The 23,440-nt window shown below is 66.8% G+C and carries 21 protein-coding genes; 8 read left to right on the forward strand and 13 right to left on the reverse strand.

All coding sequences use genetic code 11. The annotated features are described in order from the left end of the window. Nucleotides 1–26: 26 nt before the first annotated feature. A complete protein-coding gene (gene xdhB, locus F7R26_RS05605; protein ID WP_150983717.1) occupies nt 27–2,378 on the reverse strand; it encodes a xanthine dehydrogenase molybdopterin binding subunit in 2,352 nt (783 codons plus the stop codon). A gap of 12 nt (nt 2,379–2,390) precedes the next feature. Next, a complete protein-coding gene (gene xdhA, locus F7R26_RS05610) occupies nt 2,391–3,911 on the reverse strand; it encodes a xanthine dehydrogenase small subunit (protein WP_150983718.1) in 1,521 nt (506 codons plus the stop codon). A gap of 221 nt (nt 3,912–4,132) precedes the next feature. Between xdhA and F7R26_RS05615 the strand changes: the two genes are divergently transcribed. After that, nucleotides 4,133–5,083 carry a LysR substrate-binding domain-containing protein gene (locus F7R26_RS05615; protein ID WP_150983719.1) on the forward strand — a complete coding sequence of 317 codons (951 nt, stop codon included), beginning with the start codon at nt 4,133–4,135 and terminating at the stop codon, nt 5,081–5,083. Nucleotides 5,084–6,141: 1,058 nt separating this feature from the next. Here F7R26_RS05615 and F7R26_RS05620 read toward each other — a convergent pair. Continuing rightward, a complete protein-coding gene (locus tag F7R26_RS05620; protein ID WP_241754498.1) occupies nt 6,142–6,954 on the reverse strand; it encodes an ABC transporter substrate-binding protein in 813 nt (270 codons plus the stop codon). Nucleotides 6,955–7,147: 193 nt separating this feature from the next. Here F7R26_RS05620 and F7R26_RS05625 point away from each other — a divergent pair, with 193 nt between their 5' ends. From F7R26_RS05625 to F7R26_RS05645, 5 genes are all read left to right on the forward strand, one after another. Continuing rightward, nucleotides 7,148–8,245: a substrate-binding domain-containing protein gene (locus F7R26_RS05625; protein ID WP_150983721.1), complete on the forward strand. Its 1,098-nt coding sequence runs from the start codon at nt 7,148–7,150 to the stop codon at nt 8,243–8,245. Between the two features lie 108 nt (nt 8,246–8,353). Continuing rightward, the gene (locus F7R26_RS05630; RefSeq protein ID WP_150983722.1) at nt 8,354–8,971 is read left to right on the forward strand and encodes a DUF4126 domain-containing protein; all 618 of its coding nucleotides are present in this window, start codon (nt 8,354–8,356) and stop codon (nt 8,969–8,971) included. 162 nt (nt 8,972–9,133) lie between these two features. Next, nucleotides 9,134–11,794: an ABC transporter permease gene (locus tag F7R26_RS05635; RefSeq protein ID WP_150983723.1), complete on the forward strand. Its 2,661-nt coding sequence runs from the start codon at nt 9,134–9,136 to the stop codon at nt 11,792–11,794. 58 nt (nt 11,795–11,852) lie between these two features. Next, a complete protein-coding gene (locus tag F7R26_RS05640; protein WP_150983724.1) occupies nt 11,853–12,290 on the forward strand; it encodes a group II truncated hemoglobin in 438 nt (145 codons plus the stop codon). Between the two features lie 38 nt (nt 12,291–12,328). After that, entirely contained in the window at nt 12,329–12,946 is a 618-nt protein-coding gene (locus tag F7R26_RS05645) for a DUF924 family protein (RefSeq protein ID WP_150983725.1), read from the forward strand. A gap of 64 nt (nt 12,947–13,010) precedes the next feature. Here the strand turns inward: F7R26_RS05645 and F7R26_RS05650 are convergent, their stop codons facing one another. The 10 genes from F7R26_RS05650 to F7R26_RS05695 all read right to left on the reverse strand — a co-directional run bounded on the left by F7R26_RS05650 (nt 13,011) and on the right by F7R26_RS05695 (nt 20,777). Further along, the gene (locus F7R26_RS05650) at nt 13,011–13,595 is read right to left on the reverse strand and encodes an LOG family protein (protein WP_150983726.1); all 585 of its coding nucleotides are present in this window, start codon (nt 13,593–13,595) and stop codon (nt 13,011–13,013) included. Continuing rightward, nucleotides 13,592–14,290: a TetR/AcrR family transcriptional regulator gene (locus tag F7R26_RS05655; RefSeq protein ID WP_150983727.1), complete on the reverse strand. Its 699-nt coding sequence runs from the start codon at nt 14,288–14,290 to the stop codon at nt 13,592–13,594. The genes F7R26_RS05650 and F7R26_RS05655 overlap by 4 nt, the downstream gene beginning before the upstream one ends. A 147-nt stretch (nt 14,291–14,437) precedes the next feature. Next, the gene (locus tag F7R26_RS05660; protein WP_150983728.1) at nt 14,438–14,950 is read right to left on the reverse strand and encodes a diacylglycerol kinase; all 513 of its coding nucleotides are present in this window, start codon (nt 14,948–14,950) and stop codon (nt 14,438–14,440) included. Then, on the reverse strand, nt 14,838–16,004 hold the full coding sequence (locus tag F7R26_RS05665; RefSeq protein ID WP_150983729.1) for a glycosyltransferase family 4 protein: 1,167 nt from the start codon (nt 16,002–16,004) through the stop codon (nt 14,838–14,840). The genes F7R26_RS05660 and F7R26_RS05665 overlap by 113 nt, the downstream gene beginning before the upstream one ends. Before the next feature lie 107 nt (nt 16,005–16,111). Further along, on the reverse strand, nt 16,112–17,173 hold the full coding sequence (locus F7R26_RS05670) for a UDP-2,3-diacylglucosamine diphosphatase (protein WP_416351307.1): 1,062 nt from the start codon (nt 17,171–17,173) through the stop codon (nt 16,112–16,114). Nucleotides 17,174–17,250: 77 nt separating this feature from the next. Further along, on the reverse strand, nt 17,251–18,228 hold the full coding sequence (locus F7R26_RS05675; RefSeq protein WP_150983731.1) for an esterase/lipase family protein: 978 nt from the start codon (nt 18,226–18,228) through the stop codon (nt 17,251–17,253). Continuing rightward, complete coding sequence (locus F7R26_RS05680; RefSeq protein ID WP_150983732.1) at nt 18,225–18,791, reverse strand: RDD family protein; 567 nt, start codon at nt 18,789–18,791, stop codon at nt 18,225–18,227. The genes F7R26_RS05675 and F7R26_RS05680 overlap by 4 nt, the downstream gene beginning before the upstream one ends. Before the next feature lie 206 nt (nt 18,792–18,997). Next, a complete protein-coding gene (locus F7R26_RS05685) occupies nt 18,998–19,777 on the reverse strand; it encodes a DUF3106 domain-containing protein (RefSeq protein WP_150983733.1) in 780 nt (259 codons plus the stop codon). 2 nt (nt 19,778–19,779) lie between these two features. Then, on the reverse strand, nt 19,780–20,214 hold the full coding sequence (locus tag F7R26_RS05690; protein WP_150983734.1) for a DUF3619 family protein: 435 nt from the start codon (nt 20,212–20,214) through the stop codon (nt 19,780–19,782). Continuing rightward, nucleotides 20,211–20,777: an RNA polymerase sigma factor gene (locus tag F7R26_RS05695; RefSeq protein WP_006156852.1), complete on the reverse strand. Its 567-nt coding sequence runs from the start codon at nt 20,775–20,777 to the stop codon at nt 20,211–20,213. Before F7R26_RS05695 ends, F7R26_RS05690 begins: the two co-directional genes overlap by 4 nt. Nucleotides 20,778–21,145: 368 nt before the next feature. Between F7R26_RS05695 and F7R26_RS05700 the strand changes: the two genes are divergently transcribed. Together F7R26_RS05700 and ilvN are read left to right on the forward strand one after the other, a co-directional pair. Next, nucleotides 21,146–22,906: an acetolactate synthase 3 catalytic subunit gene (locus F7R26_RS05700; RefSeq protein WP_150983735.1), complete on the forward strand. Its 1,761-nt coding sequence runs from the start codon at nt 21,146–21,148 to the stop codon at nt 22,904–22,906. Further along, a complete protein-coding gene (ilvN, locus tag F7R26_RS05705; protein ID WP_006156850.1) occupies nt 22,906–23,397 on the forward strand; it encodes an acetolactate synthase small subunit in 492 nt (163 codons plus the stop codon). The genes F7R26_RS05700 and ilvN overlap by 1 nt, the downstream gene beginning before the upstream one ends. Nucleotides 23,398–23,440 lie beyond the last annotated feature (43 nt).

The raw sequence follows: 23,440 nt of genomic DNA on the forward strand, positions 1-23,440 counted from the left end.
CGGGCGCATCTGCAAGCCGCTGTCTCCTACTGCGCCACCCGCACGGCGTCCACCGCATCCAGGATTGCCTCGCTGGTCGCGGGCGCCACCAGCGGCGGGTTCACCTTGTAGTCCCCCACGCTGGCCACCGCGTCGCGGATCGCGAAGAACACCGAGAACGGCAGCAGCAGCGGCGGCTCGCCCACGGCCTTGGAACGATGGATGCTGTCCTCCGCATTGTCGTTCTCGAACAGCCGCACGTAGAACGCTTCCGGGCAGTCGTTGACGGTCGGGATCTTGTAGGTGGAGGGCGCATGCGTCATCAGCTTGCCGTCCTTGTTCCACCACAGCTCCTCGGTGGTCAGCCAGCCCATGCCCTGGATAAACCCACCCTCCACCTGGCCGATGTCGATGGCCGGGTTGAGCGAGCGGCCGGCGTCGTGCAGCACGTCGGCGCGCAGCAGGCGCCATTCGCCGGTGAGCGTGTCCACCAGCACTTCCGAGCACGCCGCGCCATAGGCGAAGTAATAGAACGGCCGGCCTTGCAGCTTGGACTGGTCCCAGTACAGCTTGGGCGTGGTGTAGAAGCCATCGGACCACAGTTGCACCCGTGCCACGTAGGCTTGCCGTGCCAGGTCGCTGAAGTCCAGGCGGAGTTCGCCCGCGACCACCAGGTCGTCGCCGAACTGCACGCTGTTGGCGTCCACGCCGGCCTGGCGCGCGGCAAACGCCGCCAGCCGCTCGCGGATCTGCCGCGCGGCGTCCTGCGCGGCCTTGCCGTTCAGGTCGGTGCCGGTGGAGGCGGCCGTGGCCGAGGTGTTGGCCACCTTGCTGGTATCGGTCGCGGTCACGCGCACGCGTTCGAGCCGGATGCCAAGCTCATGCGCCACCACCATCGCCACCTTGGTGTTCAGGCCCTGGCCCATCTCGGTGCCGCCGTGGTTCACCAGCACCGAGCCGTCGTTGTACACATGCACCAGCGCGCCGGCCTGGTTGAAGTGGGCCACGTTGAAGGAAATGCCGAACTTCACCGGGGTGATGGCGATGCCCTTCTTGAGCACCGGGCTGGTGGCGTTGAACGCGCGCGTGGCCTCGCGGCGCGCGCGGTAGGCGCTGGTCGCCTCGAGTTCGTCGAGCAGTTCGTGGATGACGTTGTCTTCCACGGTCTGGCCGTAAGGCGTGACGTTGCGCTCGGTCTTGCCGTACAGGTTGGCGAGGCGCACGTCGAGCGCATCGCGGCCCACGGTGCGTGCCACGTTGTCGAGGATGTACTCCATGGCAAAGGCACCCTGCGGGCCGCCGAAGCCGCGAAAGGCGGTGTTGCTCTGCGTGTTGGTCTTGCCGCAGTAACCGTCGATCTGCACGTTCGGCAGCCAGTAGGCGTTGTCGAAGTGGCAGATGGCGCGGGTCATCACCGGGCCGGACAGGTCGGCCGAGAAGCCGGCGCGCGAAACCATTTCCACCGACACGCCTTCGACGCGGCCGTCGGCATCGTGGCCGACTTCGTAGTCGAAGACGAAGTCGTGGCGCTTGCCGGTGATCATCATGTCGTCATCGCGGTCCGGGCGCAGCTTGACCGGGCACAGCAGCTTCCAGGCAGCCAGCGCGGCGCAGCAGGCGAACATGGCCGATTGCGATTCCTTGCCGCCGAAGCCGCCGCCCATGCGGCGGCACTCCACCAGCACCTGGTGCGCGTGCCAGCCCAGCATATGCGCCACGGCATGCTGCATTTCGGTGGGATGCTGGGTCGAGCACCACACATGCATGCCGTCGTTTTCCTTGGGCGCGGCGTAGGCGATCTGGCCTTCGAGGTAGAACTGCTCCTGGCCGCCCAGGCGGATGTGGCCCTTGTCCCGATGCACGGCGGCGGCGATATGGCTGGCCGGCTCGCCGCGCGTGAGGTGCATCGGCGGCAGCACATAGCTGCCGGCCTGGTGCGCCGCCTCGGGCGACAGCACCGGCGCCAGGTCTTCATACTCGATCGCACCCAGGCGCGCGGCGCGGCGCGCGGCGTCGTGCGAGGTGGCCACCACCACGAAGATCGGCTGGCCGATGAACTGGACCAGGCCGTTGGCCAGGATTGGGTCGTCGTGGATGATCGGGCCGCATTCGTTGGCAGCGGGAATGTCCTCTGCGGTCAGCACCGCCACCACGCCCGGCGCGGCGCGCACCTTGTCGAGCGAGATCGACCTGACGCGGGCATGGGCGCGCGTGCTCATGCCGAGCGCGGCATGCAGCGTGCCTGCCAGTTCGGGGATGTCGTCGGTGTAGGTGGCCGTGCCGGCCACGTGCAGGTGGGCCGATTCGTGCGGGCGCGAGACGCCCACTTGCGGCGTCGAAATGGCGGTCCTGGCTTCGCTGGCGGCGTCGAGCAGGAAGGGTTCGGTTTGCTTGTTCATGCCGATCTCTCCTTACGCGTTGGCGGTAGTGGTAGCGGTGGCCGCGCCCGCACCGATGGCGCGGACATTGACGGCGGCGGCAGGCAGCGCGTCGGCGCGCGTTTCCAGCCAGAAGCGGTACAGCAGGTTGGCGGCGCCGCGGCTGCGGTACGCGGCGGTGGCGCGCATATCGGACAACGGCGTGAAGTCCTGCGCCAGCGCGCTCATGGCGGCGCGGGCGGTGGCTTCGGTCCAGGGCTGGCCAAGCAGCGCGGCTTCGGCGTGCGCGCCGCGCTTGGGCGTGGCAGCCATGCCGCCGAAGGCCACGCGCGCATGGCGGATCACGCCGCTCTCCAGCGTCAGCGCAAAGGCCGCGCAGACAGCGGAAATGTCTTCGTCAAAGCGTTTTGACAGCTTGTAGGTACGGAAGTGCTCCGGTCCGGCCAGCGGCACGCGCAGCGCCGCGACGAACTCGCCTTCGGCCATGGCGGTCTTCTGGTAGGCCAGGTAGAGGTCTTCCAGCGCAAGGTTGCGGCGCACGTCGCCGCGCTGCAGCACCACTTCGGTGCCAAGCGCGATCAGCGCGGGCATGGAGTCGCCGATCGGCGAGCCGTTGGCGATATTGCCGCCCAGCGTGCCGGCATTGCGGATCGGCAGGGAGGCAAAACGCTTCCACAATTCCTCCAGCTCGGGATGGACGTCGTTCAGCGCGGCGTAGGCGCGCTCCAGCGAGACTGCCGCGCCGATTTCCAGGGCGCCATCGATTTCGCGGATGCCGTTCAGGTCAGCCACCTGGCCCACGTACAGCAGGTTGCCCAGTTCGCGGAACTGCTTGGTCACCCACAGCCCCACGTCGGTGCTGCCGGCCAGGATGCGCACGCCGGGCTCGGCGGCCTTGATGGCGGCAAAAGCCGAGGCGGTGCGGGGCGCGTAGAAGTGCTGGCCTTCGGCGCTGTAGTGGAAGGTGTCGTCGCGCTGCAGCGCGCGCAGCGTGTCGGCGATCTGGCGCGGGTCCAGCTTGCTGGCCTGCGGCGCCGGCAGCGCCATCATGCGCTGGCCGGCCTCGATGATGGGGCGGTAGCCGGTGCAGCGGCACAGGTTGCCGGTCAGGGCGTCGCAGATGGCCTCGCGCGCCGGGGCGCGGCCAGTGCCGGCGTCCTCGGACTTTTGCTGGTACAGCGCCCACAGCGACATCACAAAGCCGGGGGTACAGAAACCGCACTGGGAGCCATGGCACTCCACCATCGCCTGCTGCACCGGGTGCAGCGCGCCGTCGGCCTGGCGCAGGTCTTCCACGGTGATCAGCGCGCGGCCGTCCAGCGTGGGCAGGAACTGGATGCAGGCATTGACCGCCTTGAACTCGACCCGGCCGTCTTCGCCCAGCTCGCCCAGCACCACGGTGCATGCCCCGCAATCGCCTTCGGCGCAGCCTTCCTTGGTGCCCGTGCAGCGCGCGTCCTCGCGCAGGTACTGCAGCACGGTGCGGGTAACGGGGGCGTCTGCGACCTCCGTGACCTTGCCCCGGTGGTAAAAGCGGATGGTTTGCGTCTCCATGGTGTCTTCTCTCTTTGTGGATGGGGCCAAACATAGCACTGACGCCGATGATGCAATATTCGGCCCAGGTGATATGCCCCATCAAGCGGGGAGAGCGTTCCGGCGGCCGGCGAGGGCGGCGGCCACCGGATTTGACCAATGACGGGGTGCGTGACATACACTATGCGCCGTTCCCATTCCCCACGCCACCGGCCGCAAAGCGCGCCAGGCGCCCCCTCGCCATGCACGGACGCGACCATCTCGACACCTATTTGCTGCGGGTGCTGCACACCCTGCTCACCGAGCAGAGCGTGACCCGCACCGCGGTCCGCCTTGGCCAGTCGCAGCCTGCCATCAGCAATACGCTCAAGCGGCTAAGGGAAATCACGGGGGACGCCATCCTGGTGCGCGGCAAGAGCGGCATGGTGCCGACCGAGCGCGGCCGCGAGCTGCTGCAACTGGCCGAACAGAGCCTGGCGGCCATGGACCGCATCGCCCGGCCGCCCCAGCATTTCGACCCGGCCACCACGACCCGTACCTTCCACCTGGGCGCGCCGGACTACCTGGACGCCTTCTTCCTGCCCAACATCGTCGAGCGCGTGCGCCGGCTGGCGCCCAACGCCAAGCTGTTCGTGCACCCGATGACGTCATCGAGCGACTTCCTCGACAGCCTGGAACAAGGGCAGCTCGACATCGTGGTCGGCAACTGGCTGTCGCCACCAGAGCATCTGCATATTTCGCCGCTGTTCGACGATGAGGTGGTGTGCATGCTGGGGGCGCAGCATCCGCTGGCGCGCAAGGGGCTGACCCTCAAGCACTACCTGGAAATGCCGCACCTGGCGCCGGCGCCCTATGCCTCGATGCAGCGCAGCATGATCGACCAGGCGCTGGCCGAGCAGGGGTACAAGCGCAATATCCAGGTCACCTTGCCGTATTTCGGGCTGGTGCCGTATGTGTTGATGAAGACCGATATGGTGTTCACCACGGGGCGGCAGTTTGCCGCGCATTACGCGCAGTACCTGCCGTTGAAGATGGTGCCCTCGCCGGTGGCGTTTCCGCGGATGCGGTTTTATCAGCTTTGGCATGAGCGGTGCCATGCTGCGCCGGACGTGATGTGGATGCGCAGGATGATTGCGGAGGTGGCGGGGGAGTTGCCGGTTTTGCCTGTTTTGGTGAGGATGGGGGAGGGGTGAGTTGGGGGGGGGCGAGGGCAGAACCGTTGGCGCTTGTTGCCTTGGTCGCTGTTTTTTTGTGCGGCGTTGGTTTTTGGACCCAAGTGCCGTACGGCATCGCCCTTGCTTGGTTGGTTGCTGTTTCTTTGTGCGGCGATGGTTTTTGGACCCAAGGGCCATACGACATCCCCCTGCGGGGGCTGCCGGTCACTTTTCTTTGACCGGCAAAGAAAACTAACGAAAAGAAAGCCGCCCTGCCGGGAGCAGAGCAATAAGGCTTATGTGGGGCGGTGGTTTCGTTGTACGGCCCGGAGTGTTGGCTAGCCGATCCTACCGGCCCAAAGGACATCATTTTTGCATGACCCTTGGGTTACGTCGTGCAGCCCCTGACCTCGCTTGCGGTGACCATTCACACATCTGCCGTTCGCGGTGCGAAGTGCTGCGCCGTTTCGGGTGTGGCTGGTTTCGTGGTTTTGTCTCGGAGGACGAGCGCCGCGGCTGTGAGCGCGGCCCTAGCGGACGGGCCACGGTGCCCACCACGAAACTTGGGAAGCCGAGAGTAAGGTGCCGCTCGCGCCGGTACGGCAGGGCATCAACTGGCCGGGCGCTCGCCGCCAGAGACAAAACCACGAAACCACCGAGGCAGGCAGGATCGTGGCGCTACGCCCCGCGAACGGCAGATGCCCGAACGCGCACCGAGCAAAGCGATCAGGGGCACCGCCACGTGACCATAGGGTCATGCCGTAGCGATGTCCTCTGGGCCGGTAGGATACGCTAGCCAACACTCCGGGCCGTACAACGAAACCACTGCCCCACATAAGCCTGATTGCTCTGCTCCCGGCAGGGCGGCTTTCTTTTCGTTAGTTTTCTTTGCCGGTCAAAGAAAAGTGACCGGCAGCCCCCGCAGGGGGATGTCGTATGGCCCTTGGGTCCAAAAACCAACGCCGCACAAAAAAAAGCGACCAACCCAAAAGGGCAATGTTGCATGGCTGTTGGGTCCAAAAACCAACGCCGCACAAAAAAACAGCGACCAAGGCAACAAGCGCCAACGGTTCTGCCCTTGCGCACAAACACCCCCTTCACTTCCCCCTATAACTAGGAAAAAACAACTGCTCGCCTTCCACCCGATAAGCCGCAATCGTATCCTGCCCATCCTTAGAGGTAATCCACTCCACCAACTTCATCGCATCCACGTAATTGGTACCAGGATGCTTGGCCGGATTCACAGCGATCACGCCATATGGATTGAACATCCTGGGATCGCCCTCCAGCAGGATCGCCAATCCGGTCTTGGCGCGATACGCGCCATAAGTGGCCCGATCAGATAACGTATAGCCCGGCATCTGCGCAGCCATGGTCAGCACCTCGCCCATCCCCAGCCCGGCATTCACATACCACGGCTGCCCCTTGGGCTCGATCCCCGCCTGCTTCCAGTAATCCTTCTCCATCACGTCGGTCCCGGAGTTGTCCCCGCGCGAGATGAACCTGGTGCCGCCGGCGGCGATTTTCCTGAAGCCGGCCAGCACGTCCTTGCCGCCTTTCAGCCTGGCCGGGTCGCTGGCCGGGCCGACCACGATGAAGTCGTTGTACATGACGTCGCGGCGGTTCACGCCGTAGCCTGCCGCCATGAATTCGTCTTCCATCTTGCGGGCGTGCACCAGCAACACATCGACGTCACCCATCTCGCCCATCTTCATCGCCTTGCCCGAGCCTACGGCGATCACTTTGACGGTGACGCCGCTCTTTTGCTCGAACCTGGGCAGCAGGAATTTCAGCAAGCCGGAGTTCTCCGTGCTGGTGGTCGTGGCCAGCTTGAGTTCGCCGGCCAAGGCGCTGGTGGCGATGGTGGCGCCGGCCACGCCAACCAGGCAAACCAGTCCGATAACGCACATGGCGCGGTTCGAAATATGGCGTAAAAGGCCTTGCTTGCTGACCGCTTGCATGGATTCTCCTTGTCTTATGTTTTCAGAAACACAATTGCCACAAACTCATGGGATCGGTGAGAATGCAGCAAAATACGTGGAAATCAGCGCATTGCATTCTCGGTGAACCACATCTCTAAAGTAAATATGAAAAGCGTTTCATATGACATTTCGCTTTGACCTGTTCCCGGTTGTCGCCGCGGATGACAATCCTCGCTCCAACGGCAAGGTGTTCCAGCTGCTCAAGGCCGTGCGCGAGACGGGTTCCCTGCATCGCGCGGCGCGCGAGATCGGCTTGTCGTACCGGCACGCCTGGGGCGTGATGCGGTCTTGGGAGGAGATGCTTGGGCGCAGCATGCTCGACATGGAGCGCGGCCGGGGGGCGTCGCTGACGCTGTTCGGCGAGCGCTTGCTGCGTGCGGAGGGGCGCTTGCGCGATTCGATCGACCCGGTCGTGCAGAAGGCCATGGTCGATTTCCTGGCGGACCTGGACGACGCGGCCCAGCCGCAGACCCGCATCCGTTTCTCCGGCAGCCATGATCCGGCCATGGAGGTCCTGGCGGGGGCGCTGCACGACGCGCCGGGCGGCCTGCAGCTCGACACCGTGTTCTGCGGCAGCGTGGAGGGCCTGATCTGCCTGCAGGAGCGGCAGTCCGAGCTGGCCGGCTTCTACGTCTCGCCGATCCAGAAGGCTGGCTCCGTGGCCCACGTGACGCTGCGCAAATGGCTGCGTCCGACCGCCGTGCGCTTGATCCGGCTGGCCTGGCGCGAGCAGGGCCTGATCGTCGCGCGCGAGCTCGCGGGGGAGATCCACGACCTGCGTGACCTGGCCCGTACCCGCGCCCGCTTTGTCAACCGCCAGCGCAGTTCTGGCACGCGCATGCTGTTCGACCAGTTGCTGGCCACCGAGGGACTCTTCCCGGACCAGATCGTCGGCTACGAAACCCCCGAGTTCAGCAACGAGAGGGTGGCGCAAGCGGTGCACGACGGCCATGCCGAGGTGGGGTTCGGCCTGCGCATGAATGCCGAAGCCCATGGGCTGGCCTTTGTGCCGCTGACCCGCGAGGCCTACTATCTGGCGCTGCGCAAGAACGACCAGATCACGCCCTGGGCGCATGGCTTGCTTTCGCATCTGGCTGACCCGGCCTTCCGGCGCCGCATCGAGGCGCTCCCCGGCTATGCCATGGCTGAGCCCGATGGCATCCTGACGCCGCAGGAGGCACTCCCCTGGTACGGCCCCGACGGCAAGGAGGGCGGCTGACGCCGTCCACCGGGGAGGGCGGGAACCCGGCTGTTTGAGCGCGCGCGTATTACACTGGTTGCATAGGCGGGGCGGCATGCCCGCCAGACAGATCCAGCAAGGAGCGCCATGCTAGAAACGGCCGCGTTGGCCGCGGGCTTGTCCTGGACCAGCGGATTCCGCCTTTACCTCGCCGTGTTCACGGCTGGCGCACTGGGCCGCCTGGGCTGGCTGCACCTGCCGCCCGGCCTGCAGGTGCTGGAATCGTGGTGGGTGATCGCGCTGGCCGCGCTGCTGGCGCTGGCCGAATTCGTGGCCGACAAGGTGCCGGGTTTCGATTCCTTCTGGGACAGCATCCAGACCTTTATCCGCATTCCCGCCGGCGCGATCCTGGCAGCCGCCGCTTTCGGGCAGCTCGATCCGCAATGGATGGTCGCCGCCGGGCTGGTCGGGGGCACACTGGCCGGCACTGCCCATGCCGCCAAGGCCAGCACCCGCGCCCTGATCAACGTCTCGCCGGAACCGTTTTCGAATTGGGCTGCCTCACTGAGCGAGGACGTTGCCGCCAGCAGCGGGCTGCTGCTGGCTTTTTTCCTGCCCGTGGTGTTCCTGGTGGTGCTGGCCGTGCTGCTGCTGGTGGCGGCGTGGCTGCTGCCCAAGCTGTGGCGCGGCTTGCGCCATTTGCGCGACGCGTTGGCCAAGCGTGCTCCGGCGGCCTCGCCGGCGGGGCGTCAGACCCGGCGCTGAGTGGCGGGTTCGACCCTCGCTTTGCCCAATCCGGCCATAATCTGGTCCTGGTCCGGCGGATGCGCGCCGGGATCCTCCCGCTGGTGTCCTGCCGTCGTGCCAATAACCCGGCTGGCCGCCACCATGCATGTGCACGGACAAGAGATTAGAGATAAGAGATCAATGTCTTCAGAACCCGCCTCCCAGCACGTTCCCGCAGCCACCGCAGCAACCACTACCATCGCCGCATCGTCCGGCGCCCGCCCGACGCGCTTCTCGCCCTGGCGCCAGGCGCTGCGCATGGCGCGGCGCGATTGGCGCGCCGGCGAGCTGAGCCTGTTGCTGTTCGCGCTGGTGCTGGCCGTGGCGGCGCTCAGCAGCGTGGGCTTTCTGGCTGACCGCATGCGCCTGGGGCTGGAGCGCGACGCGCGCCAGATGATCGCCTCCGATGTGCTGATCGTGTCCGACCAGCCGTTCGATGCCGTCTTCGCCAGCCACGCCGCGCAAGCGGGCCTGGCCACCACGCAGACGGTCACCTTCCCGAGCATGGCGAGCGCGCACGCGCCGGGCAAGGCCGCCACGACGCAAGGGCAAGGGGCGGCTAGCGGGGCTCGGGCCGATGCCCCTTCGCAACTGGCCGCGCTCAAGGCGGTCGGCCCCGGCTATCCGCTGCGCGGGCAGCTCAAGGTGGCGGCCGGGCCCGGGGCGCCGGAAACTGCCGCCACCGGCATCCCCGCCGAGGGCACCGTCTGGGTGGACGAGGCCTTGCTGGACTCGCTCGGCGTCGGCATGGGCGACACCATCCAGCTGGGCAGCCGCGCCTTTCGCATCGACCGCATCCTCACGCAGGAACTGGATCGCGGCGCCGGCTTCATGAATTTCGCGCCGCGCGTGATGTTGCCGCTGTCTGACCTGGCCGCCACCGGGCTGGTGGGCTGGGGCAGCCGGGTCTCCTACCGCCTGCTGGTGGCCGGCCCCGATGCCGCCGCGCAGGCCTACCAGAAGTGGGCCGAGGCCGAGATCGACAAGCTTGCGCTGCGCAACACCCGGGTCGAGTCGCTGGAATCCGGCCAGCCGCAGATGCGCGCCACGCTGGACCGCGCCGAGCGTTTCCTGTCGCTGGTGGCGGTGCTGTCGTCGATGATTGCCGCGGTGGCCATCGCCATGTCGGCGCGCCGCTATATGCAGCGCCACACCGATGCCTGCGCTGTCTACAAGTGCATGGGCCTGTCGCGCCGCGAGATCCTGCTGGCGTTCGGGCTGGAGTTCCTGCTGCTGGGCGTGGGCGGCGCGGCGGCTGGCGTGGCGCTCGGCTACCTGGCGCACTACGGCCTGCTGCTCTCGCTGGGTAACCTGCTGACCGTGACGCTGCCGCAGCCGTCCGTCCTGCCGGCCGTGGTTGGGGTGCTGGCGGGCGTCGTCCTGCTGGCGGGTTTTGCCTTGCCGCCGCTGCTGGCGCTGACCCGGGTGCCGCCGCTGCGCGTGCTGCGGCGTGACGTCGGCGCGCCGCCGGTCTCGACCTGGATCGCCTACGGACTCGGCCTGGGGGCTTTTGTGGCGCTGCTGCTGGTGGCCGCGCGTGATCTCAAGCTGGGGCTGACCACCGCGGGCGGCTTTGTCGCCGCCGGCGTGGTGTTCGCGCTGCTGGCCCTGGGCCTGCTAAGCCTGCTGTCACGGCTGATGCGCGGTGGGCGCCTGGCGCGCGGCAGCGTGGGCTGGCGCTTTGCGCTGGCGGTGCTGGAGCGCCGCCGCGGCGTGACGGTGCTGCAGACGGTGGCGCTGGCGGTGGGCCTGATGGCGCTGCTGCTGCTCGGCATGACCCGCAACGACCTGATCGCCTCCTGGCGCAACGCCACGCCGGCGGACGCGCCCAACCGCTTCGTCATCAATATCCAGCCGGACCAGCGCGCGCCGCTTGCCAGCATGCTGCAGCACGCCGGCATCGCCGACCTGCTGTACCCGATGGTGCGCGGCCGCCTGACACATATCGCCGGCCAGCCGGTGCGCGCCGAGCGCTTTGCCGATGGCCGCGCCCGCAACCTGGTCGAGCGCGAGTTCAACCTGTCCTATACCGACGCGCTGCCGGCCGGCAACCGCGTGGTGGCGGGCAACTGGCTCGGCGCCGGCAAGGGCGGGGCCGGGGCCTCGGTGGAGGAGGGCATCGCCAAGACGCTGGGGATCCGGCTCGGGGACACCTTGCGCTTCGATGTGGCGGGGCAGTCGGTGGAGGCGCCGGTCACCTCGCTGCGCAAGCTGGACTGGGGCTCGATGCGGGTCAACTTCTTCGTCATCCTGCCGCCCTCCGCCATGCAAGGCTTGCCGCAGACCTATATCACGGCCTTCCACCTGCCGGCCGCGCAAGCCGCGCTGGGCAACCGCATGGTGGCGGCCTTCCCGAACATCACGGTGGTCAACACCGACATGATCCTGCGCCAGATCCAGGACGTGCTCGACCAGGTCATCGCCGCGGTCGAGTTCCTGTTCGTGTTCACGCTCGCGGCCGGCGTCACCGTGCTCTATGCGGCGTTGTCCGGCGCGCGCGACGAGCGCAAGCGCGATGCCGGGCTGCTCAAGGCGCTGGGCGCGTCCGCCGCGGTGGTGCGGCAGACCCAGTACGCGGAGTTCCTGGTGGTGGGCGGGCTGGCGGGCCTGCTAGCCAGCCTGGGCGCGATCGCGGTGGGCTGGGGCTTGTCGCAGTTCGTGTTCGATTTCCCCTACCGCTTCAACGGCTGGATCGTGCCGGCTGGTGTGCTTTCTGGCATGCTGTGCGCTTTCGCGGGCGGCTGGCTGGGCTTGCGCGAGGTGCTGCGGCAGCCCGCGCTGGCCACGCTGCGTGATGCGTAATGCGTAATGCGTGTACCTGAGCCTGAACCACTGCAGCCTGAACCATCCTTGAGTGTTTATGAGTACCGATTCCAAGCCTGAAAATGCGGCATCCACGGCATCCGATGCCGCCCCCGAAGTCACCGCCTATGCACTGATCGGCGGCGAGGCGCGCGTGCGCGAACTGGTCGACCGTTTCTACGACCTGATGGATCTGGAGGACGAGTTCAAGGGCCTGCGCGCGCTGCATCCCGCCTCGCTCGACGGCTCGCGCGACAAGCTGTTCTGGTTCCTGTGCGGCTGGCTGGGCGGCCCCAACCACTTCATCGAGCGCTTTGGCCACCCGCGCCTGCGCGCTCGCCACATGCCGTTCGAGATTGGCACCAGCGAGCGCGACCAGTGGATGCGCTGCATGGCGCTGGCCATGCAGGACGTCGGCCTGCCCGAAGACCTGCAGCTGCGCCTGATGCAGGCCTTTTTCGGCACCGCCGACTGGATGCGCAATGTGCCGCGTTGATGGCCAAGGCCACCCGACCCGCCATGGATCCCGGCACCATGGCTGACACGCATCCCGAAGCCGCGACGGACCTGCCTGCCGACGCCCGGCGCGTGCTCGATTTCTGGTTCGGCGTGCCTGGCTCGCCGGCATGGAACACCACACGCTCGGTGTGGTTCACCAAGTCCGCTGACTTCGACGCCACGGTTCGCGCTGCCTTCCTGCCACTGTGGGAAGCCACGCTCGCGGGCGCGAATGCGGGCTGGGCGCAAAGCCCCGAATCCGCTTGCGCACGCATCGTGTTGCTCGACCAGGTGCCGCGCAACGTCTTTCGCGACGACCCGCGCAGCTTCGCCTCCGATGCGCAGGCGCTGGCAACGGCCCGGCAGATGGTGGCGAGCGGCGCCGACCGTATGCTGCCCACGGCATGGCACCGCATGTTCTGCTACATGCCGTTAGAGCATTCCGAAGTGCTTGCCGACCAGAACACGGCCGTGCAGCTGATGACGGCGCTGCGCGACCAAAGCCAGGGTCAGGTGGACGTGGTGGACTGGGCGCTCAAGCACCGCGCGGTGATCGAGCGTTTCGGGCGCTTCCCGCATCGCAACGCCATGCTGGGGCGCAGGGATACGGCGCAGGAGAGCGCCTTCCTGCGGGAACCCGGCTCGTCGTTCTGAGCGGGCCCTGCGTAGCGCAGCGGCTAACGCGGCGTGGTGGCGGGTATGGTGGCGGGGAGCACCATCAGGTCTGCTCGCGCTTCTCCTGCCACTTGTCCACCAGCAGGCGCGGCGCGTTGGCGAGCTTGTCGAGGATGCCTTCGGGCGTAGGCGCCACATGCAGCAGGTCGTTGTGGACCTGCTTCAGGAAGCCCTCGTCCACGGCGTGCTGCATGAAGCCCAGCATGCTGTCGTAGAAGCCTTCCACATTGAGCAGTCCCACCGGCTTGGCGTGATAGCCCAGCTGCAGCCAGGTGAAGGTCTCGAACAGTTCCTCGAAGGTGCCGACGCCGCCCGGCATGGCGATGAAGGCATCGGCGCGGTCGGCCATCATCTGCTTGCGCTCGTGCATGTTGCGCACCACGTGCAGCTCGGTCAGGCCGCGATGGCCCACTTCCTTTTGCATCAGCGCATCGGGAATGATGCCGATGGCGGTGCCGCCGTTGGCCAGCACGGCGTCGGCCACGGTGCCCATCAGCCCGACCTTGCCTCCGCCGTACACCAGCGCAAGGCCGCGCTCGGCCAGGGTCTTGCCCATGGCGCGCGCCGCTGCGGCGTACTCGGGGCGATTGCCGGGGCTGGAGCCGCAATAGATGCAAACGGACTTCACTTTTTTTCCTTTTCAGTTTGCGCCGCCTTGGCGGCGGCATATTCCTGGGCTTGCTTGTCGAACGCCTGGCGCGCCTTGCCGCGCAGGTAAGGGGCCAGGATCGAGAAGATATGGTAGCTGGCGCCGTGCAGGTAGCCGCGGATCAGCTCGGGGTCGTTGTACTGGCGCGGATGCTGAACGAACTGGAACGACAGCCAGTACGTGGCGATCACCACGATATTGGTGCAGATGGCCTCGACCTGCTCGGGCGTGGCCTCCATCTCGCCGTCTTCCTGGAACTGCCGGCAGATCTCCATCGCAAATCGCTTCTTCTGCTCGACGATGCGCTTGAAATTGGTTTCAAGCATGCGGTTGCGCGCCAGCAGGTCATTGATGTCGCGATACAGGAAGCGGTAGTTCCACAGGAACTCCGCCATGTACTGCAGGTAGCACCAGCTTTCGTCCAGCGTGGCTTTGTGATCGTCGGGCAACTTCAGGCGGCGCTCCATCTCCTGCTCGAACAGCACGAAGATGGAGTTGATGATGTCGTCCTTGTTGCGGAAGTGATAGTAGAGATTGCCGGGGCTGATCTCCATGGCTTCCGCAATGGTGGTGGTGGTGACGTTGGGCTCGCCCACCTCGTTGAACAGGCGGAGCGAGACGTCCAGGATGCGGTCCCGGGTGCGGCGGGGACCGGTTTGCTGTTTGGGTTCCATAGGCGACCGGGCGAGCGGCAATTCGGTAAGTTGAAGGCGATTATAAGCAATCGCCGTTTGCCGCAACCCCGCGACGGCGCAAGCGCCTTTGGCGCCGTGCGCGCGCCCGCTGTACCGGGCTTGCGCCGGGCCCGTGCCGCCAGCCCCTCAGGCCGCCAGCGCGCGCAGCCAGTCCATCACGATCGGCCCCGCAATGGCCAGCCAGGTGCCGCCGCAGAGCACCAGCGCCAGCATGACCGCCGCGCTGCCGAAGTCCTTGGCGCGCTTGGACAGGCTGTGGCGCTCCAGCGAGATCCGGTCGACCGCGGCTTCCACGCTGGAGTTGAGCAATTCCACGATCAGCACCAGCAGCAGGGTGCCCAGCAGCAGGATGCGCTCGACAATGCCGACCGGCAGCAGCAAGGCGCAGGGCGTCAGGATCACCACCAGTGTCAGCTCCTGGCGAAACGCGCTTTCTTCCAGCACCGCGTAGCGCAGGCCGGACACCGAGTTGATGCCGGCATGCCAGGCCCGCGCCAGGCCGCGGTTGCCCTTGTGGGGGTTCTGCTCAATCGTGTAGTCGCTGTTCGGCGAGTCCGGGGGCGGTGCCGGTGCTGACGTGGCGGTCTGTGGCGCCGGCGGGCGGTGCGGTTCGGACGGTGGGCGATGCGGAGTCGGCATGTTCGGAAGAGGGGCGGGCAGTGGTGCCGGTCGTGCCGTTGGGGGTCGCGCGTACGGCCGGCAGCGGCTGCAGGTGAGTCAGGAACTGCTCGGAGGCGGCGCGCCACGAGAACCGTTCGGCATGGGCGCGAGCGGTGGCGCGGTCAATGCGCAGCGCTTCCAGGCAAGCTTCACGCAAATCTTCGTGCATCACCCCGGCGTCGCTGTGGCCGAGCACATCGATCGGCCCGGTTACCGGATAGGCCGCCACCGGCAGCCCGCTGGCCAGGGCTTCGAGCAGCACCAGCCCGAACGTATCGGTGCGGCTGGGGAATACGAAGACGTCGGCCGAAGCATACACCTTGGCCAGCTCCGGCTGGGTCAGCACGCCCAGGTAGTTAGCCGCCGGATAGCGCGCGCGCAGCGACGCCAGCGCCGGGCCGTCGCCCACCACCCACTTGGAGCCGGGCAGGTCCAGCGCAAGGAAGGCCTCCACGTTTTTTTCCACGGCGACGCGCCCTACGTAGAGAAAGATCGGGTGCGCCGTGTTGAGCACGTTCGCCTGCTGGGCGGTGAAGACATCAAGGTCGACGCCGCGGGTCCACAGCACGCCGTGGGTGATGCCGAACTGATGCAGGTCATGCAGCACCACCGGCGTCGGCGCCATCACGGCGCGCGCCGGGCCGTGGAACCAGCGCAGGAAGCGGTAGGTCCAGGCAAGCGGAATGCCGAAGCGCGCCTGCACGTACTCCGGAAAGCGCGTGTGGTAGGCGGTGGTAAACGGCAACTGCTCGCGGATCGCATAGCGGCGCGCAGCCAGCCCGAGCGGGCCTTCCGTGGCGATATGCAGCGCGTCCGGCGCGAAGGCGCGGATGCGCGCGCGGACCTTGGCGCCGGCGAACAGGGACAGCGCGATCTCCGGATAGGTCGGGCAGGGAATGGTGGTGAATTCCTGCGGCGTGATCAGCTCCACCGTGTGCCCCATCGCGATCAGCTCGCGGCGGGTGGACTTGAGCGTGCGCACCACGCCATTGACCTGCGGCTCCCAGGCATCGGTGACGATCAGGATCTTCATAGCTGCTCCTTGCGGCCAGGCCGCGTGGGTGGCCGGCCTCGGCGAGGCCACGGCCATACCGTGGTACGGATGGCGGCGTGTGAGGCGGGTGCCGCGCTCAAGTCTGGTCAGGCCGTGGCGACGGCGCGGCGCCCGGCCGTGGCCGGCGCATCGAGCAGGGTGGTCCAGTAGACGATCTGCAATTCGCCGTCCTGCGTCTCCACCAGGGCGGAGAGGCTCTCCACCCAGTCGCCGTCGTTGCAGTAGAGCTGGCCGTCGACCTCGCGGATCTCGGCCTTGTGGATATGGCCGCAGATCACGCCATCGCAGCCGCGCCGGCGCGCCTCATCCACCATCGCCTGCTCGAACGAGTTGATGTAGTTGACCGCGTTCTTGACCTGGTGCTTCAGGTATTGCGACAGCGACCAGTAGGGAAAGCCCAGGCGCGCGCGGATGCGGTTGAAGTGCCGGTTGACGGCCAGGATCAGGGTGTAGAGCGAGTCGCCCAGGTAAGCCAGCCAGCGCGCGTGCTGCACCACGCCGTCGAACAGGTCGCCGTGCACCACCCACAGGCGCTTGCCCGCGGCGGTGACGTGGACGGCATCTTCGCGCACCGTGATATCGCCGAAGGCGAGGCCGTCGAACTGGCGCGCCACCTCATCGTGGTTGCCCGGCACGTAGATCACCTCGGTGCCCTTGCGCGCCTTGCGCAGCAGCTTCTGCACCACATCGTTGTGGCTCTGCGGCCAGTACCAGCCGCGGCGCAACTGCCAGCCATCGATGATGTCGCCGACCAGGTAGAGCTGGTCCGATTCATTGTGCTTGAGGAAGTCGAGCAGGTAATCGGCCTGGCAGCCGGCCGTGCCGAGGTGGATGTCGGACAGCCAGATGGCGCGGTAGTGGCGGGTGGGATGGGACGGATGCGGGGGCTGGGTGGTGGCTTCAGGGGGCGGGGCGCTGGCGGGAGAGGTGGCGCAACGCCCGGGAGGCCCTTGCTGCAAGTCGCTGGCCGCTGGCATGAAGGCGGCCAGCGCGGCAGGCAATGACATGGGCCGCGGCAGGGATTGCGACTCGGCGGTGCGGCTGCGCAGCAGTTGCGTGGCCTTGGCCAGATGTCCGCGGGCAGAACGAAGAGCTTGAACCATGGCGGCCTCGGTAGCGACGATGGCTGCATTGGGCCAGCGGCGCATGACGAAGCTGTTAAGGAAACATGAATGTCATATGACTGTTGTGTGGACGGGGGCTTCCAGTCGCTGGCGCCGTCACATCAGGCCGCTGGCGCCACCGCTGATAACTGCGCCAGCGCCCGCAATACAGCCTGCGTAGCCCCCGGATGCCGCAGCAAGCTGACATGCCCGATGCCGCTAAGCGCCACATGATGCGCGCCCTCCATCCAGGAGGTCCCCACCGGCCCGGCAATCGAATCGTGCCAGCTGAAAATCGACACCAGGGCAGCGCGCTGGCGTGATGTTTCGCGCGCTGCCAGCGCGCGCAGCCAGGCGCTGGCGCAGCGCATCTGGCGGGAATTGAAGCCCCTGCCGTAGCGGGCCAGCACACAGCCGTGATGCGGCGTGCCCAGCGTGACAATGCCGCGGCAGGGCGGGGGCTTGCCGCGTCCGGCCAGCGCGGCGCGCGCGGCCAGGCCGCCCATGCTGTGGCAGAGCACCAGCGGCGGCTGGCCGGTGGTGGCGGCGATGCGCGCGATGGCGGCTCGGACTTCTAGGGCGTATTGGTCGATGTCGCCAAACACCGGGTCCAGGTCGATCGCCTCGCAATGGTAGCCGGCCGCCGCCAGGGCGGGCTGCATGTCGAGCCAGACGGCGTGGTTGCAGCCGTAGCCGTGCACCAGCAGCAGCGGCGGGCGCGAGCCCGGGGCTTTGGCCGGGCGCAAGCGGCGGTGCGAGCAGAAGGGCTGCAGCCAGTTGAACATCCGGAACACGGCGGCGTATTCGCGCAGGTAGCAGGCCAGCGCCTGCCATGGCGTCAGCCGCGCTGGCCGCATGGCCTGCAGGGCGGGAGGAATCGGGGGGCGCGTCGCCTCGGGCTCGCCCAGGCCGCACAGGGTAAAGGCAAAGGCGCCGGCAACAGACAGCCCCAGTATCGCCAGCACCACGCCGATGCCGGCCAGCAGGCCGGTGGCGAGGGGCCACCCATGCAGGGCATTCAGTTCGGCGGCGCAGCCTAGCGCCACGGCGGCCTGCAATGCCACCGCGATGCGGCGCAAGGCGGCGGCCGACAGGTTCATGGCTTGGGCGGGCGCAGGTCGGTCAGGCGCGTACGGGCCAGGCGGTCATGCAGGAACTGCCGCCTGGGGTCGAGCAGGGCCAGCAGGATCCAGGCCAGCAGGCCGGCGCACAGCACGCCGACGAACGGGCCCTTGACCAGGCCGAGCGCGTGCCCGAGCGCCGCCGAAGGCGGCAGCCACAGCCATGCCAGCAGGTAGCGCAGCGTGGCCTGCGGCCAGCGCGGGGGCACGCCAGCGGTCGTCTCGACCCGCATGCGCCACGTCTGCATGGCGAGCGTCTGCCCGTTGCGCTGCCAGAACCAGACGAAGTAGCAGCCCAGCACCAGGAAGCTCCAGCACTGCATCGTGAACGGGCCGTCCAGTCCGAGTTGCTGCAGCGCCGGGCGCGCCAGCAGGTAGACCCCCGTCGAGGCGCTTAGCACGCCGAACAGCAATACGCCTTCGTACAGCATGCAGGCGATGCGGCGGCGGATCGTCGGTGCCTCGGCCGGGCGCACGGGACTGGCCGGAGCAGCCGATGCGGCTGGCTTGGCGTTGGGTTTGGGCGTGGTCACGGCGGGCATGGCGGGTATGGCGAAAGGGCGGTAGGGCCATCAGGCCGGAGGAAGGCGAGGCCGGGCAGCGAGGGCCGGGCCGTGAGGCAGCCAGCGAGCACGGCCGGGCCGGCGCAAGCGGCATTATGCCAAAGCGCGGGTGGGGCGGGTAGCTTGCGTGGGAGGGCGCGGGGGCGAGCCGGCCGCACAACGGCACCGCACAACCGCGTAGCGGTTCAGCGGCGCACCGGCTCGTCGGGCGTGGCGGTAGCGCTGGTGCTGCTGGCCGTGGCCTCGGTGGCGGCCTCGCGCGGCGTGTCCACGGTCGGCACAGGCGCGCCGGCAGCGGTGCCTGGCATGGCGGCATGGGACTCCGCCGCCGGCGTGCCGGTATCGGGCGTGCGGGCACGCGCGGCGGCCGAGGCGGCGTTGGCGGGTGCCTTCTTTTCCAGGTGCAGCTGCCGGGTGGTTTCGGCTGGCAGGCGCTTGCCGGAGGGCAGGGCGCTGACCGCGCCGGGGCGGCGCGGCACCTTCTCGGCAGCCGCCAGGTTCTTCTTTTGCTCTTCCGGCAGTTGCTGGTACTTGTTCCAGGCCTCGGCCTTCTTCTGGGCGGGCAGCGAACGCGTGATCTGGTAGTTTTCGCGCGCCAGGCGGCGCTGCTGGGGCGTCATCTTGACCCATTCGGTCATGCGGGTCTGCAGCCGCGCCTGTTCTGCGGGCGAGAACTTCTCGTATCGCTCGGCGATTTGCAGCCATTTGCGCCGGTTGAGCTCGGGAAAATTGTTCCACTCGCCTTCCAGCGGCGCGAGCACGCGCTGCTGGACGGCGTTGAGCTCGTTCCAGCTCGGGTGCGCATTGGCGATGCTGGCCGCGGGCGCGCCGCCCGGGTGGCCGCCCTGAGCCTGGCAAGTGGCCGGAACCAGGGACCAGATCGTGGCGGCGGCGGCCAGGCCGGCCAGCAGCAAGGCCGCCAGCCGCCGGCGCGGTGCGTCGGGGATGAAGTCAGCGCTGGCCATGCCTACTGACCGCGCTTCAGGAACACGTGGAAGCCCTGATCCGCGTAGGCCGTTGGCGGGAGGTCGTCGAGCAGCATCGCCGCGTCCACATCCGCGAGCTCATCGACGCGCTTTTGCTGCTGCCAGTGGTAGATGCCCGCCAGCCCGGCGGCCAGTGCCACCAGCGTCCATACCAGCCCAAGGCGGCGCAGCCACGAACCTGCGCGGTGGAGTGCCGAGTCGTCCTCGTCGAAAGAGAGCGTGGGCATCCCGGCCGAGGCCAGTTGCGGCACGGCGACGGCGGCTTGTGCTTTCTTGCGAGACAGCGCAATCCGCCGCGCGGCGGCAAGCCGATCGGTCACATTGTCCGGCAACGCATTCGCAGAGGCATCAAGTGCCGTGCGGATATCGTGTGCCAGGCGGCGTTCGTTGATTTCTTTTTCGTTTCTGGTGCTCATAGTCGGACCCCCCGCGCTCGCAATGCCTGCGCCAGTGTGTGCGTGGCACGGGAACAGTGCGTCTTGACGCTGCCTTCGGAGCATCCCATGACGGCAGCCGTTTCCGCGACGTCCATATCCTCCCAGTAACGCATCAGGAAGGCTTCGCGTTGACGTGTCGGCAGGCGCTGGATCTCCTGTTCGATGATGTGCATGGTCTGGGCGCGTTCCACCTTGTCGGCGCTGCTTTCCGCGGATTCGGAGCCGATTTCGGCCTCGAAAGTGTCGAGCAGGTCATTATCCTCGCCTTCGCGGTCGTCGCGCAGGTTGGAAAACAGGGTGACCCAGGTATTGCGTACTTTCTGGCGGCGGAACCAGTCATGAATCGTGTTCTGCAGTATGCGCTGGAACAGCGGCGCGAGTTCGGCGGCGCTCTTGTCGCCGTATTTTTCGGCGAGCTTGATCATCGCGTCCTGGACGATGTCCAGGGCGGCTTCGTCGTCGCGCACCGCAAACACGGCCTGTTTGAAGGCGCGCCGCTCGACGCTGGCGAGAAAGTCGGATAGTTCCTGATCGGTTGCCATGCAGGCGGGGTACAGACGGTGGGGCCTTGGCCGGTGGAAGTGCAGGGTAGGGCTTCTTGCACATCCAAAATGGTGGGATGCTAGCAAATAACCCCCCCGGTGACCATCCTTGTTCTCTTTTGTGGTCATTCAGGCTCAGGGCGTGGTGGGGTGTCCGGAGGACGGCGGGATGCCCCCTCGTGCGAAAAAGCCCGTAGACAAGCCCGAATCAATCCAGTATCGTCGCGGGTTCACACGACATCAGTGGTTGTCTCATTCGGCCGCTTATGAGGCGGTCTATCATGCAGACGCGCACCGCTTGAACCCGTGCCACAAGCCCGGCAGAGAGCATCCGAACAATTTTTTGCCGAAAATTGCAAAGGACTAAAATGAACATGCCCAGCGCGGAATTCCACGCAGACAGCAATTCATCCGCCGCACCCGAAATGATCGGGGCGGAGATTCTCGTTCACGCACTTGCCGAAGAAGGCGTCGAGTACGTCTGGGGCTACCCCGGCGGCGCAGTGCTGTATATCTACGACGAGTTCTACAAGCAAAAGAAGATCGAGCACATCCTGGTGCGCCACGAGCAGGCCGCGGTTCATGCCGCAGACGGCTATGCGCGTGCGACCGGCAAGGTGGGCTGCGCCCTGGTGACCTCTGGTCCCGGCGTCACCAATGCGGTGACGGGCATTGCCACCGCCTACCTGGACTCGATCCCGATGGTGATCATCACCGGTAACGTGCCGACGCACGCTATCGGCCAGGACGCTTTCCAGGAATGCGACACGGTCGGCATCACCCGCCCCATCGTCAAGCACAACTTCCTGGTCAAGGACGTCCGCGATCTCGCCGCGACCATCAAGAAGGCGTTCTATATTGCCGCAACCGGCCGTCCCGGCCCCGTTGTCGTCGATATTCCCAAGGACGTCTCGCGCAATGCCTGCAAGTACGAGTATCCCAAGTCGATCGACATGCGCTCGTACAACCCGGTGAACAAGGGCCATTCGGGCCAGATCCGCAAGGCGCTCGCGCTGTTGCAGGGCGCCGAACGGCCGTTCATCTACGCAGGCGGCGGTGTGGTGCTGGCCAATGCCAGCGAGGAGCTGCGCCAGCTTGCCGCGCTGACCGGCCATCCGGTCACCAACACGCTGATGGGCCTCGGCTCGTTCCCCGGTACCAGCAAGCAGTTCGTCGGCATGCTCGGCATGCACGGCACGTATGAAGCCAACATGGCCATGCAGAACTGCGACGTGCTGATTGCCATCGGGGCGCGTTTCGACGATCGCGTGATCGGCAACCCGGCGCACTTCACCTCGCAGCCGCGCAAGATCATCCATATCGACATCGATCCGTCTTCCATCTCGAAGCGGGTCAAGGTCGACATTCCCATCGTGGGCCACGTCAAGGATGTGCTGCAGGAGCTGATCTCCCAGCTGCAGGCCAGCGACGTCAAGCCCAAGCGCGAGGCCCTGGCCAAGTGGTGGGAACAGATCGAGCAATGGCGTTCGGTGGACTGCCTCAAGTACGACCGCAACTCCGAGATCATCAAGCCGCAGTATGTGGTGGAAAAGATCTGGGAACTGACGCACGGCGATGCCTTCGTCTGCTCGGACGTGGGCCAGCACCAGATGTGGGCCGCGCAGTTCTACAAGTTCAACGAGCCGCGCCGCTGGATCAATTCCGGTGGCCTGGGCACGATGGGCGTGGGCCTGCCGTACGCGATGGGCATCAAGAAAGCCTTCCCCGAGAAGGAAGTGGTGACCATCACCGGCGAAGGCTCGATCCAGATGAACATCCAGGAACTGTCGACCTGCCTGCAGTACGACACCCCGGTGAAGATCTGCGCGCTCAACAACCGCTACCTCGGCATGGTGCGCCAGTGGCAGGAAATCGAGTACGACAACCGCTACTCGCATTCCTACATGGACGCGTTGCCCGACTTCGTCAAGCTGGCCGAGGCCTATGGCCATATCGGCATGCGCATCGAAAAGACGGCCGACGTCGAGCCCGCCCTGCGCGAAGCCTTCCGCCTGAAGGACCGTACCGTGTTCCTCGATTTCCAGACCGACCCGACTGAAAACGTGTGGCCGATGGTCCAGGCCGGCAAGGGCATCTCCGAGATGCTGCTCGGCGCGGAGGACCTGTAATGCGACATATCATTTCGGTCCTGCTGGAAAATGAACCGGGCGCGCTGTCGCGCGTGGTGGGCCTGTTCTCGGCGCGCGGCTACAACATCGAGACGCTGACGGTGGCCCCCACCGAAGACGCCTCGCTGTCGCGCATGACGATCGTCACCAGCGGTTCGGACGACATCATCGAGCAGATCACCAAGCACCTGAACCGCCTGGTGGAAGTGGTCAAGGTGGTGGACCTGACCGAGGGCGCGCACATCGAGCGCGAGCTGATGCTCGTGAAGGTGCGCGCGGTCGGCAAGGAGCGCGAGGAAATGAAGCGCACCGCCGACATCTTCCGCGGCCGCATCATCGACGTCACCGAGAAGACCTACACCATCGAGCTGACCGGCAACGGCGGCAAGCTGGATGCCTTCCTGGACGCCATCGACCGTGCCGCCATCCTCGAGACCGTCCGTACCGGCGGATCGGGCATTGGCCGCGGCGAGCGCATCCTGAAGGTCTGAGCCTGATTGCAGTATCCAAGGGCGGCGCCGGTGCCGGCACTAG

The organism is Cupriavidus basilensis, assembly GCF_008801925.2.
Classification (GTDB): domain Bacteria; phylum Pseudomonadota; class Gammaproteobacteria; order Burkholderiales; family Burkholderiaceae; genus Cupriavidus; species Cupriavidus basilensis.